The organism is Lysinibacillus sp. RS11 (assembly GCF_042019215.1).
GTDB classification, from domain to species: Bacteria; Bacillota; Bacilli; order Bacillales_A; family Planococcaceae; genus Lysinibacillus; species Lysinibacillus xylanilyticus_A.
Map to the genome: position 1 here is coordinate 2,321,244 of NZ_CP168124.1, position 12,980 is coordinate 2,334,223.

Here is a 12,980-nt window from a genome sequence, read left to right on the forward strand (position 1 = left end):
AAATATTATAGTCTATCTGCTATCTGACTGTCGATAAAATACTGAAAAATTATGAATGCAACTAATAATGGTTCTTCATTATAACGTGTGGTTGAAATCCGTTCCGACTGAACGCCCACACGTTTGGTGAAAAGCCCTAATAATTAAAAAAGGGAAAATTAGTAATTTTAATATAAAGTTGTGTATGATTGAAATATAGTGAAAGGATTGAGGTGATAAATTGAAAACAATGAGATGGAATTTTCTTTTGGCATTCAAATTATATTAACTGTTTTTATTATAATGATTAGTATGTATTGCATTATATCTAAAGATTTTACTTTATTGTCTTTGTCACAGGTGTTGTTAGCACTGACCTTTATCATTATAGGGCTTCGAGAATGGAAAAAAGCAAAAAACTATGTAAGCATACTCTATTTCGGTGTTGCAATTTTTATATTATTTGTTGTTGTACAATCGTTTATTGCTTATTAGAAACATGTTCATAGGGAGATGTAACAATGAAGAATGAGAATGTGATTGAAATCGTTAGAAATGTAGATCAACTAATGGTTCCGCAAAATTTTGTCGGGATAGGTTCTACTCGAAAGGTGTTTCGATTTAAACATTGGGTTATCAAAAAGCATTTACACGAAATTGGTTATTTACAAAGTCGAAATGAGCAAAAAATTCATCATGCATTGAAAGAGAAAGGATTAGCCAATTACATAGCCCCTATTTTGTACTTAGATGAAAAAATCTCCATACAACCATATGTTCAAGCGTTACCCTTGGTTAATGGTGAAACATTTGACATAGATTTTAATACTGATTTGCGTATCTCCGCTAATTTAAAGACAGCAATCGAAGAAATAGATCGTGTTCATGACGGATTTGACTTTTTAGATAGCAGTAATTATGGCAAAGATGAGCATGGTCAATTGATTTTAATAGATTATGGCATGACAAAAACTTTATATGAAACAAAATGGATTCCACTCGCAGAAGCGGGCGTGTTACCACAAATTTATTTTGAGCCATGTATAGTATGTGGTGTAGAAAAAGAGCTTAGAATATATGGTGAACATGATACAGATAGAAGATGTTACGAATGTGGAAAAGAATAAGCCGAATCCGGGATGCACGTTGAAAGAAATTAAAATAGTACCAACTACTAATAATTAGTGATAGAATTAGATGACAAATCCATTGGAGGTTTTAAAATGTTAGATATTCAACAAATACAAGAAGTCATTAGACATCGTTATCCTTTTCTTTTAGTGGATAGAGTACTGGAGTTAGAAGAGGGTAAAAAAGCGGTAGCAATTAAAAATGTAACGATAAATGAAGAATTCTTTAATGGACATTTTCCTAATTATCCAGTAATGCCTGGTGTGCTTATTGTGGAAGCGTTAGCCCAAGTCAGTGCCATTATTATGCTTACAAAAGAAGGTAATCAGGGAAGACTAGGATTGCTAGCAGGTATTGATAACTGTCGTTTTAAAAAACAAGTGAAGCCTGGTGATCAGCTACGCCTCGAAGTCGAAATTACACGCTTAAAGGGTGCTATTGGTAAAGGGCGAGGAATTGCAACTGTTGACGGAGAAATAGCTTGTGAGACCGAGCTTATTTTTGCATTTGGAAACTAAGCCAATTTTTATACTTGATATAAGAGTGCTGCAAAAAATGATTGCAGCACTTTTGTTATGTATTAAAAACAATCCATTACGTCACGGAATATACATAAAAAACCAATAATAAAGACTTGAAGCGAAATATATATAAATGATATACATAAATTAACATAAAGAAGACCAAAAAAGACAAGAAAGGGGTATTTTATATGTCGGAATGCACACCATTTATAAAAGGTATACCTGATAAAGATGTAAAGTTTTCCGTTATAATACCTGCTCACAATGAAGAAAATTATATTGGAGAGTGTTTAGAGTCAATTGCAAAGGCTGCACAACCATTTAAAAATCAAGTTGAAGTGATCGTTGTCTTAAATCGTTGTACGGATAGGACGGAGGAAATTGCACAATCCTACAACTGCGTGACATTAAAAAATGAAGATAAAAACTTATCCAAAATTAGAAATACTGGAGCTCTGTTGGCAAAAGGCGAAATCCTGATTACAATTGATGCCGATAGTCGAATGACAGAAAACCTGTTATCTGAAGTTGAAAAGCACTTAGTATCCAATCAATACATTGGTGGTGGTGTGACCGGAAATTTTGAAAGAATGTCCTTAGGTATAGTAGTTTCAACCATGCTACTAATTGTTCCCTTACTGTTCAAGTATGGTTTTATTTCGGTTGGGGTATTTTGGTGCTATAAAAAAGACTATCAGGCAATTAACGGTTTTAATGAAAATATGCTAATGGCAGAAGATGCTGATTTTGCAAAGCGGTTAAAAGAATGGGGCAAGAAAAACGGAAAAAAATATGGAACGATTAAAAACGGAATGATTACTTCCTGCAGACGATTTGATCATTATGGGGACTGGATGTTACTGAAACGGCCTGATATGATTTTAGCTTATATCAAGGGCACTAATCAAAAGGCAGCTGATGAAGCCTATTATGATGATCAAGCGAGATAATGTATTACTCAATGGCTAGTCTCCCAGCTTAAAAGTCATTGGACTACCACTATATAAATATCATTTACCTTTATTACATTTTAAGGTATTACAGGAATTGAAAGGGTGATGAGTGTGAGTAATAAGACTAAAAACATAATCATGTTTCTTCTAGGCTTTTTCACATTTTTTATTTTATCCACTTTATATCGCTTTTTATTCTAAGGCAAGAAGATAAAAATGCGAACTTTCCGCAATAATTACTTATTTTGTTAAGGTATTTTATTTCAAATCCCTACATCACATACCACTTCATACGAAAATCTATTTTGTCTAGAAGCTAATCAATCTCAAAGAACCTACAGAGTCAACGAAATTTATAACAAGGATAGTTACATGAGGTGCTATAAAAATAAAAGATGGATTTTGTCGAAAATAACATACAACGTTCATTCCTTCATATAATTTTAGTATCTGAAAGATTTGGGTGACTTTCAACAAATGTTCTCATTAAAGTACGGTGACTTACGCCGGAGAGGCATTTGGACAAAAGATGTTTTTGCGCGAAAGAGAAGCGACAGCACAAGCTCCTCTTTCGCTACAAAACGTTTGCTGAAAGAAGTTAAATATCAGGTAAACCAGTATGAGAGGGTGAGGGGGTTTGAAACATCCCAGCGCAAATATTTTAGAAAATAAAGAGGAATTATTTATACCTGAAAAAGCATTAAAAAAAGATTTTTGTGATCAATTAGTAACAAAAATTCATAAAAACATACTGAATGAAAATATAGCAAATGATGTGTATATGTCATATTTTGTTATTTTCGATCAACGATATACATTGAAAGAAATTCGATATTTATTAGATGTTTTAAAATTGCAAGCAGATGAAATTATTCGATCTAAGCCAATTTATATTACATTGAGTGGTGTGATAATATCATTAATGGTCATAATTGCCTCTGCCATCCATACGAAACTGGTCATTGGGATCTCACTTGTCCAAATTTTTGCTTTAGCAGTTTTAAGCTTTAATGTAGCTATTTTGTTTATCTCCTATAAAATAGAAAAAGAATATAAAAAAATAAATGAAGTCATAAAATTAATTGACTATTACTTAAGCTTTTATAAGTAGCTGACTTCTATTTTCTAATTCCGTTGCTATTCAAAACCTCCACCCTGAGTTCTCCAATTTTTACACATTGTAAAAATCAAAAATAAAGCATGTTATTTTTAAATCCTCAAATAATAAAGTACGAAATATTTTATTTGGGGAAGTGAAGATTTGAAAAAATTTTTCCTGTTGTTATTACCTATTTGCCTTTTAACGGTCTCTTTTTTTTATGTAAAAGTTAGTGCAGCCACATATGAAAATAAAGGACGAAAGTATTATGAAGAAGCAGGACAAATTGTTTGGGAAGTTAAAACGAATGAAAAGATGATTGCCATTACTTTTGATGATGGACCACATCCAAAGTATACACCTCAGATTTTAGATTTATTAGCCAAATACAATGCAAAAGCAACTTTTTTTATTGTCGGTCAAAATGCAGATAAAAATCCTGAAGTCGTTTCAAGAATGTATAATGACGGTCATGAGCTGGCCAACCATACATTTACCCATCCATTAAGGACGAATGTTCCAAACCTACTTAAGGAGATTAAGCAAACGAATGAAACCATTCATACCATCACTGGATTTAGTCCTACTTTATTTCGACCTGTTGAAGGACAGTATTCTGATGCGATGATTGAAGCGATTGCAAAAGAAAAATATAAAGTTGTAATGTGGTCATGGCATTTAGATACTTTAGATTGGAGAAGTCCTGGTACGAATAGAATTGTTGATACTGTGTTAAAAGGTGTAAAAGAAGGAAATATCGTTCTTTTTCATGACGGAGGCGGGAATCGTCAGCAAACGGTCAAAGCACTGGAAAAAATATTACCCGAACTTGAAAAGCAAGGATACCGATTTGTCACAGTCTCTGAATTACTCGACGTGCAGAATAATCACTAAAAAAGGCAATAAAACAAGAATAATGAAAATCAGGCTAAACTGGATATAGCCTGATTTTTTATTGTTAAGGAAATGATTTATGAAAAATAGGTTAATTGTTGTGCGGTAAAAGGATTTTAATATGAGTCTTCTTATGAATCACGGTGGGTAAAAATGGATAATTGACGCAGCGGAGAAATTATAGCGTTTTTTCCTGTGGTACTAGAGCGTAGAAAAGGATCCTCACCAAAAGTTGTGGTGATGACGCTCATCGGACGCCCCCAGTCGAAAAGGAATTCAACTACACGTCATGGTGATAATACCAAAAAAAGGTATAATTACTATCATATATAGGGGGGGATTGGCATTGAGTAAAGTTGAACTGGTTGAATTAAATCCTGAAATTTTAGAGGGGGTAGGCAGCTTTTGTCTTAGAAGTAAGAAGAAATCGACGGGTTATATCAATAAAAATAAATGGCTGCATAATAGCTTTGAAGAGGGCTTGAAATATGTGCAAGTAATCGATAATAAAAAACAAGTAGGATTTATTGAATATACTAAAGCAGAAAATTCCTCAAGAGTCGTTCACGCTGATGGTTATTTAGTGATTCATTGTTTGTGGGTAAGTGAAGTTGGAAAAGGCTACGGGACTCGATTGATCCGTAAATGTGTAGAAGATGCAAAAAAGCTAGCAAAAAAAGGTGTTGTCGTGATCACGAATTCAAAAACATCTTGGACGCCCAGTAAAGAGATATTTTTAAAAAATGATTTTCAAGTTATTGATTCAGCGCCATATGATTTTGAATTACTTGTCTATCCATTGAGCAACGAAGCCAAAAAACCATATTTTCCAACCGATTGGGAGGAGAGAATAAAAAAATTCAATCATTTAACGATCCTACGTTCATTCCAGTGTCCATACGTTGAAATTGCAACTGAAAATATTATAGCTGGTGCCAAAAAATTGAATATACCGGTTGAACTTATTGATTTCCAAGATAGAGGAGAGTTGATGGCATTATCGCCAACTCCGTATGGTATTTTTTCGGTCATTTATAAAGGACAGCTTATTTCATTTCATAGGCTAACAGTTCATTCAGTCATAAAAAAATTAAAAGCACTTACGTAAAAACTTAGTGCATTTACTATAAAAATACTAGTAAATTCGGTTGAAACTCGTGGGGTTATTAATGCTTATAAAAACACAATAGAAGTTACAAAAGGTGCATAATATAGAGTGAAATCAATTATCTATCTTCGGCACGAATGATAAGATAGTTTGATTTTTTACAAAGTATTTTAAACGTCCTGCTTTTTGGCTATAGAACAAAGAGAAGGGAGGTAAACCTTTTGGTAACGATTCGCCAAAAATTAGTATCAGCTTCACAAGCAGTTAAAATTACAAGTGGTAAAAATAATGAAAAAAAATATATTGTCGTTCATGAAACCGATAATACGGGCGTTGGAGCCGATGCGGATGCTCATGCTCGCCTACAGAGCAATAGCAATAGCAATAGCAGGCAAGCTAGCTGGCACTGGCAAGTGGATGATAAGGAAGCTATTCAATCATTTGAACATTTTTGGGAGTGCTGGGCGGCAGGAACATATACCGGTAATAAGCAAGGCATTCATGTGGAAATTTGCGTAAATAGCGATGGGGATTATTATAAAGCTGTGCAAAATGCTGCGACTCTTATTGCAAAAATAATAAAAGATGAAAATATCGCAATTCAGAATATTGTTCAACATCATTATTTTAGTGGGAAAAACTGCCCTCGAAATATTCGCGATGGAAAAATCTCTTGGTCTCAATTTATTGAAATGATAAAAAATGCTGGAGATATTCCAAAACCGTCAGCGGAGACGTCGAAGTATCGTGTCATTACGGGAATCTATAATTCCCTGAAAGCAGCAGAAAGCGCGGCACAGGTGATGAAAACAACATTTGGTTGGGTTGTTTACATTGAGCAAGATGACACAAACTATCGAATTAGAACAGGAACTTTTACAGGAATCAATGCAGCGAAAAATGCTGAAAACAAAATAAAAGCCGCAAAATTGGCGCAAGTTACGTATATAAATGATGCATAAGCGGATATTTGATTTCTATTAATCTATGAGGATTTTAGTTGACTGCTTCTAAGAAACGAGTAAAATAGAAAAGCAGTACCATTATATACCTTTAACTTAGCAGAGTGTAAAGGTGCCTTAGAAAGTCTGTCTAAAAGCACCTTTACTTTAATTAAAATCTAAAGCAATAACGCCTACATAGAATAAAGTGGATAAACAATATAAGCGATTAAGTAGAAAAGTTGCTTTAAAATGCTGGATTTTATGAAGATCGTTGAAAGACGAGATTTGTCTTGAAATTTTGACAGTCTTTTTCTTTTCGTCTTCTCCATAACCTGTTAAGATGGTAATAGTGTGACAACAAGTTAGTGTATATGAGAGTGGTGACAATCAAGATGGATGAACAGAAAAAAGATGGTATAGAGCAGCAACAAGAACAAAAACCGGCTGAAGTAAAACCGGCAGGGAAATTTATTCAATTAAAACCGTTTAAATTTATCATGCTGATGTTCTTTACAATCCTTATTACTTCAGGCTTAACGATATTTGCGTTAACATTCGGTGATAAGAATGTTGTTGAAGTGAAAGTACCGACTGAACGTGCAGAATTTAAAAAATTGTACGAAGCCTTCGATTTACTTAATAACAAATATTACAAAGATATCGATGGTGAAAAAGTGGTCGATGGTGCTATTAACGGCATGTTCGATGCTTTAGATGATCCGTATTCTGATTTTATGGTGAAGGAAGAAGCAGATCAATTTAATTCTGGTTTATCTTCTAGTTTCCAAGGAATTGGTGCGGAAATTCAAGAGCGTAATGGCTTTATTACAGTAGTGTCACCTATAAAAAATTCTCCTGCTGAAAAGGCTGGCTTATTACCGAAAGATATTATTTTAACGGTTGATGGGAAAAGCATTCAAGGATTCAGTGCTTCAGAAGCGGTAGCACGTATTCGTGGTGAAAAAGGAACATCAGTGGAATTAACCGTGAAACGTGGCGAAAATACTGAGCCTCTTAAAATGACAATTGTTCGTGATGAAATTCCAGTTGAAACGGTTTATGGTGAAATGCTTGATGGCAATATTGCTCATATCCAAATTACATCTTTCAGCGAAGAAACTGCAAAAGAGCTAGAAAAAATCCTTGCAGATTATGAAGGCAAAGGGATGAAAGGGATCGTCCTAGATTTACGTCAAAACCCTGGTGGTTACTTGCAAGCTGCAATAGAAATTTCGAATCTATTCGTTCCAGAAGGTAAACCGATTGTTCAGGTTCAAGAAAAAGGTGAAGAACCAAAAATCACAAATGCAATTGGTGGTAAAAAATATGATCTTCCTGTGACAGTTCTTGTCGATGGTGGTAGTGCATCTGCATCTGAAATATTAGCTGCTGCATTAAAAGAATCTGTTGGTGCTAAAATTGTTGGAGAAACATCATTCGGTAAAGGTACCGTGCAAAATGTGATACCACTAAAAGATGGCTCTAACCTTAAATTCACAACAGCTAAATGGTTAACACCAAATGGTAACTGGATTAATGAAAAGGGCATTGTACCAGATGTTAAAGTGTCATACCCTCCTTATGCATCATTACCATACTTGGATCCATCTGTGGAAATGAAAAAGGGCGTGCAGTCTAACTCTGTAAAAGCGGCACAAGAGATGCTAGAAGTTCTAGGATACAAGCCAGGTAAAGCAGACGGCTTTTTTGGTCAATCTACAGAACAAGCAGTGAAAAAACTGCAAGCTGCAAATGATCTTGAAGAAACGGGTGTTTTAACTGGCGATACAACGTATGCTTTAATGGATGCATTACGTGTAAAAATAAAAGCAGAGGATCCTCAATTGTTAAAAGCAAAAGAGCTGCTTACTGGTACGCCAGCAAAAACTGAGTAAACTACAAACTAACAAAGTAGCTGTCGCAGCAGGCGTTTCTAACGACCTCTGGCGACAGCTTTTTTCATAGGAGGAAATGAATGTGAAGGACGTATACTTATTTAGTGGCTTTTTAGGCAGCGGGAAAACATCCATGCTAACAGATGTTATTCGACAACTGAAAGAAAAAAATTTAAAGCCTGCTGTCATCATGAATGAGCTTGGAAAGCTGCCATTTGACTCACAGGCTGTAGAAAAGGATATTCCACTAAAGGAGATGCTAGAGGGCTGTATATGCTGCTCAGGCGCTGAAAAAACAGAGGCGCAGATTCAATCTCTTCTTTTAGATAGTGACTTTGATGTCCTAATTATTGAAACAACAGGTGCTGCACATCCTGTAGAAGCATTAGACGCTGTTTATTCACCGTTATTTGCGGAAAAGTTAAATGTCAAAGGAATTGTCACAGTTGCTGATTCAAAGCTGTGGTTGGATCGTGAGACCTTAACCCCGCAAGTTCGTTCCTTATTTATGGAACAAATCCGTCACGCGCATTTATTACTGGCCAATAAAACGGATTTACTTACAGAGGCAGAGCAAGCCAAAGTCGTCTATGAGCTACAAGGTTTTAATCCTCATGCCTTTATATTGCAAACAACCAATGGCCGAGTACCATTGCGTTTATTAGAAGATTTAAAAGCAACTGCACAGGTAGACACACAAGATATTGTGAAAGCTCCAATCGCATCGATGCATTTAGGCTCACGATTAGTTGAATTTAAGGACGTTGACTTTACGCAAGAGAAATTTGAGGATTGGATTCGTACATTACCTGAAACCGTATATCGAATGAAAGGCTACGTGCCAATTGAAGGTGTAAAAAATCCTATGTTGTTTCAATATGCTTACGGCATGGTCCAATGGCTTCCGGAGTACGTAAAAATGCCTGCAAAACTTGTCATCATCGGTGAAAATGTAGCTTCTTTACATGTAATAGGTATGGACTAAGGGTAAAAAACAATGCTCAAATTTGCTGAGATTTACTCGTGGACTTCAATATTATACTTATGAAATTAATATGCTCTCCAATAGGTAGACAGAAAAAATATAAATCTGTTTATCAAGGGAGAGCATTTTTTTATGGCTCGAAGTAAGTACTTAAAAGATGAAAAACTAGACATTTTAAGGCTTCACTACAAAAGTCACAATTTCTAGCTATTATGTTTTACGTTCCTTATTAAAGATTGAATAATGGAATTACAAATATGAATTAGATGGAGAAGTTGGCTTTGAAGTGTCTTCTTCTACTCGATCGAGAATGTGAAGGAGAATACTATAGCAATAAAAGTGCTTTCTTAGGGAAAGCATTGATAATTACACAACGATCTTTTATGCTCCTAATGAAAAACTCCTTCAAAAAACGACCGATTACACTTCTTACTATTTTTTTATCAAATAATATTGATAGAAGAATAAAAGCTATTTGACTCAATTTTAGTCTGATAAAATTGTTTAAATTTTGAAAAAGTTTGCTAGTTTTTAAGGAGTGTCAACCCTATTTACAACGTAAGTATTTCATAGACTGGTGAAACCTGTTAAAAACTAAAGCAAAAAAACGCTTATTTTACGCGAATCTGTTTCTGTAATGGTGTTGTTAGCAGATGCTGGTAAGAAATTAAATAAAAACGTCCTTTACGATTAGTTGCAGAGAAGGAGGAATTGCAAACATGAAAAAAACACTAACTGCAATTTGTGCAACATTTCTATTAGCAGCTCCAATTCAAATGGCTTCTGCTGCTTCAAATACAACAGAAGGGGATACTGTTCAACAAACGAATAACTGTAAAGTCTATTATTATACTTGGTCAAATAATAAGTGGAATGTACAACTACCACAAACATCAGCACCATCAAAAGAAACTACAAATAATAATACACAAACAACTCAAAAAGAAAATACAGCAACTGCACCATCTAAATCAACACCATCTACAACTACTTCAGATGTAAATGCTTTTGAACAAGAGGTAGTAAAATTAACGAATGCTGAACGTACAAAAGCTGGTTTAGCACCTTTAAAAACAGATAATCAATTGATGGCTGCTGCTCGTGAAAAATCACAAGATATGCAATCTAAAAAGTATTTCTCACATACGAGCCCGACATTCGGTTCACCATTCGATCGTATGAAAGCTTTAGGTATTAGTTATAAGAGTGCAGGTGAAAACATTGCACAAGGTCAACGTTCACCTCAAGAAGTAGTACAAGCTTGGATGGATTCACCAGGTCACCGTGCAAATATTTTAAACGCGAAATTTACGCATATCGGTGTAGGTTATGTGAAAACAGGTAACTACTGGACACAACAATTTATCCAAAAATAATAGTGTAAATTGAATAGCTTCATTGAATACAAGGATGTCCACTAAAGTCGTAAAATACTTAGTGGGCATCCTTTTTATTTTGACTGAAAAACAAGTGAGTACATTACCAGGGATAATTGAATACATTAGATATGTTGAAAAAATGCCTTCACTAGGCGATCTAGCAAATAGTTGAATAATTTACTGTAGCGATGAACAAAATTCATTTAAGAGGCTATAGGGCTGCGTTAATAAACTGAAAAAGGAGAGTGATATATGATATTAATAAAATGTGGAGAATGCGGTAAATTAATAATAGATAGAGCAAAAAGTATTTATAACACTCAAGCTGATAAATTTTACTGTAATGAAAGTTGTGAAAAAAAGGACTTGGAAGACATGAACAGTCGAGTTCCTCCTATTAAAAATAATAATAATGGGCAATTGTATTGGGATTTTCGAATAGAGCACCAGAGCGATGAGAAAAGCTTGTAAGGAAGTACTAAAAAGAAATAAATCTTACCATTAGTTTATAAAACCATATTCTTTACTATTCAAGAGGATGCAAATTAGGAAAGAGATTGGGAAGCTTTGTATATGAAGTTCCCTCTTTAGAAGAGGGGATAATCAATGTTGATGAATGCTTTGAGGTTTTTCTTCTATTATGCAAAATAGCAAACTAAAACAATGTCTAGTTTGCTATTTTTACTTTGGACGTGCTTGTAAATCTTTTTTGAACAAGTAATAACCTAATTAATAAAGTAATTGCTCCTGTTGTCAGTCCTGCAACAAGTCCAATCCAGTAACCAAACGGTCCGAAATCTGTATGGGATGCAAGCGTATATCCGACAGGTAAGCCGATAACCCAATACGAAATAATAGCCATAATAAAAGTGATCATCACATCCTTATAACCTCTCAAAGCCCCTTGTACTGGCGCTTGAATAGCATCAGATAGCTGGAAAATGGCTGCGAATACTAAAAATTGTACGGCATATTCTAATACTTCTCGATCTGTTGTATACATATTGGCGACGGGTTCACGCAGTAAAAAAAGGATACAAGCTGATATAAAGCTAAATAAAATCGCAGTCGCAACACATAAATAGCTATAGATTCTAGCATCTTGCATTCGACCAGCACCTATTTCAAAACCTACTAATATCGTAACGCCCATTGAAATGCTAAGTGGTACCATGTATAGCAAACTGGTGAAATTTAAAGCTATTTGATGAGCGGCAATGATTTCTGTACTAAAGCTACTCATCATCATTGTGACTGCTGAAAAAATACTTGTTTCTGCAAATAAGGATATACCGATAGGTACGCCGATGATTAAAATTTCCTTCCAACAAAGCCATTCTAATTTTGGCCATTCATGAAATATACGAAAGCGTTCAAAGGGAACATGTTTTGCAATAATCCAAACGGTTATAAAGAAGATAAGCCAGTAGGTAATTGCTGTTGCAACTCCTGCACCGACTCCACCAAGCTCGGGCACTCCAAATTTCCCGAAAATAAAAATATAATTTAACATAATATTAATGGGTGTAGTAAGTAGCGTGATAATCATTGTGACGCGTGTTTGTCCGAGAGCATCAATAAAGCAGCGCAATACACAAAATAAAAAGAGCGGTAAAATACCAGCACACATCGCGTAAATATATGATTTAGCAATGTTATGTACAGAGGTTTCTAAATTCATATTCCCTAAAATCCAATCAATTCCAACTAATAGCACACTGAAAATCAGTACAGCTAATAAAATGGCTACATAGATGCCTTGCTGAACAGCCTTTTTTGCATCCAGTTCTTTTTTAGCACCTACAAGCTGAGAAACAATGGGTGTAATGGCAAGAAGAATTCCGGAAAGTCCTATGTAGATAGGCATCCAAATGGAAGAACCGATCGAAACCCCGGCTAGGTCTGCTGTGCCGTAGCGACTCGACATTAAAATATCGAAAAAAGAAATTAGATACATCGCTACTTGCGTAACTAAAATGGGTACAATCATTTTTAACATTAGTTTATATTTATCTTTTATCGTCGTTGTTTGATACATTTAGTCTAACTTCCTCCATAAATATAATGAATAAGTATAGCATATTTAAAT

General features: G+C 34.8%; 13 protein-coding genes. 12 read left to right on the forward strand and 1 reads right to left on the reverse strand.

Translation table 11 applies throughout. The annotated features are described in order from the left end of the window. Nucleotides 1-291 precede the first annotated feature (291 nt). From AB9L17_RS11880 to AB9L17_RS11935, 12 genes are all read left to right on the forward strand, one after another. Entirely contained in the window at nucleotides 292-474 is a 183-nt protein-coding gene (locus AB9L17_RS11880) for a DUF3953 domain-containing protein (protein WP_223554431.1), read from the forward strand. A gap of 26 nt (nucleotides 475-500) precedes the next feature. Next, complete coding sequence (locus AB9L17_RS11885) at nucleotides 501-1,106, forward strand: protein kinase (RefSeq protein WP_083226961.1); 606 nt, start codon at nucleotides 501-503, stop codon at nucleotides 1,104-1,106. A gap of 96 nt (nucleotides 1,107-1,202) precedes the next feature. Beyond that, on the forward strand, nucleotides 1,203-1,628 hold the full coding sequence (fabZ, locus tag AB9L17_RS11890; protein WP_068984162.1) for a 3-hydroxyacyl-ACP dehydratase FabZ: 426 nt from the start codon (nucleotides 1,203-1,205) through the stop codon (nucleotides 1,626-1,628). Between the two features lie 194 nt (nucleotides 1,629-1,822). Further along, entirely contained in the window at nucleotides 1,823-2,584 is a 762-nt protein-coding gene (locus AB9L17_RS11895; RefSeq protein ID WP_375200704.1) for a glycosyltransferase, read from the forward strand. A gap of 640 nt (nucleotides 2,585-3,224) precedes the next feature. Then, nucleotides 3,225-3,698 (forward strand): hydroxymyristoyl-ACP dehydratase, encoded by a 474-nt coding sequence (locus tag AB9L17_RS11900; RefSeq protein ID WP_223554372.1) that lies wholly within the window; start codon nucleotides 3,225-3,227, stop codon nucleotides 3,696-3,698. A gap of 150 nt (nucleotides 3,699-3,848) precedes the next feature. Continuing rightward, nucleotides 3,849-4,580 carry a polysaccharide deacetylase family protein gene (locus AB9L17_RS11905; RefSeq protein WP_068984165.1) on the forward strand — a complete coding sequence of 244 codons (732 nt, stop codon included), beginning with the start codon at nucleotides 3,849-3,851 and terminating at the stop codon, nucleotides 4,578-4,580. A 346-nt stretch (nucleotides 4,581-4,926) separates the two neighbouring features. Continuing rightward, complete coding sequence (locus tag AB9L17_RS11910; RefSeq protein WP_223554374.1) at nucleotides 4,927-5,688, forward strand: GNAT family N-acetyltransferase; 762 nt, start codon at nucleotides 4,927-4,929, stop codon at nucleotides 5,686-5,688. A 221-nt stretch (nucleotides 5,689-5,909) separates the two neighbouring features. Continuing rightward, complete coding sequence (locus AB9L17_RS11915) at nucleotides 5,910-6,650, forward strand: N-acetylmuramoyl-L-alanine amidase (protein WP_375200705.1); 741 nt, start codon at nucleotides 5,910-5,912, stop codon at nucleotides 6,648-6,650. Nucleotides 6,651-7,024: 374 nt separating this feature from the next. Next, nucleotides 7,025-8,527 (forward strand): S41 family peptidase, encoded by a 1,503-nt coding sequence (locus tag AB9L17_RS11920; protein ID WP_068984168.1) that lies wholly within the window; start codon nucleotides 7,025-7,027, stop codon nucleotides 8,525-8,527. Between the two features lie 82 nt (nucleotides 8,528-8,609). After that, nucleotides 8,610-9,512 carry a CobW family GTP-binding protein gene (locus AB9L17_RS11925; protein WP_375200706.1) on the forward strand — a complete coding sequence of 301 codons (903 nt, stop codon included), beginning with the start codon at nucleotides 8,610-8,612 and terminating at the stop codon, nucleotides 9,510-9,512. 719 nt (nucleotides 9,513-10,231) lie between these two features. Next, complete coding sequence (locus tag AB9L17_RS11930; protein ID WP_068984170.1) at nucleotides 10,232-10,888, forward strand: CAP domain-containing protein; 657 nt, start codon at nucleotides 10,232-10,234, stop codon at nucleotides 10,886-10,888. 255 nt (nucleotides 10,889-11,143) lie between these two features. After that, nucleotides 11,144-11,362 carry a hypothetical protein gene (locus AB9L17_RS11935; RefSeq protein WP_068984171.1) on the forward strand — a complete coding sequence of 73 codons (219 nt, stop codon included), beginning with the start codon at nucleotides 11,144-11,146 and terminating at the stop codon, nucleotides 11,360-11,362. Between the two features lie 196 nt (nucleotides 11,363-11,558). Here AB9L17_RS11935 and AB9L17_RS11940 read toward each other — a convergent pair whose 3' ends face one another. Further along, nucleotides 11,559-12,929, reverse strand: coding sequence for an MATE family efflux transporter (locus AB9L17_RS11940; protein WP_375200707.1), 1,371 nt, complete (start codon nucleotides 12,927-12,929; stop codon nucleotides 11,559-11,561). Between the last annotated feature and the right edge of the window lie 51 nt (nucleotides 12,930-12,980).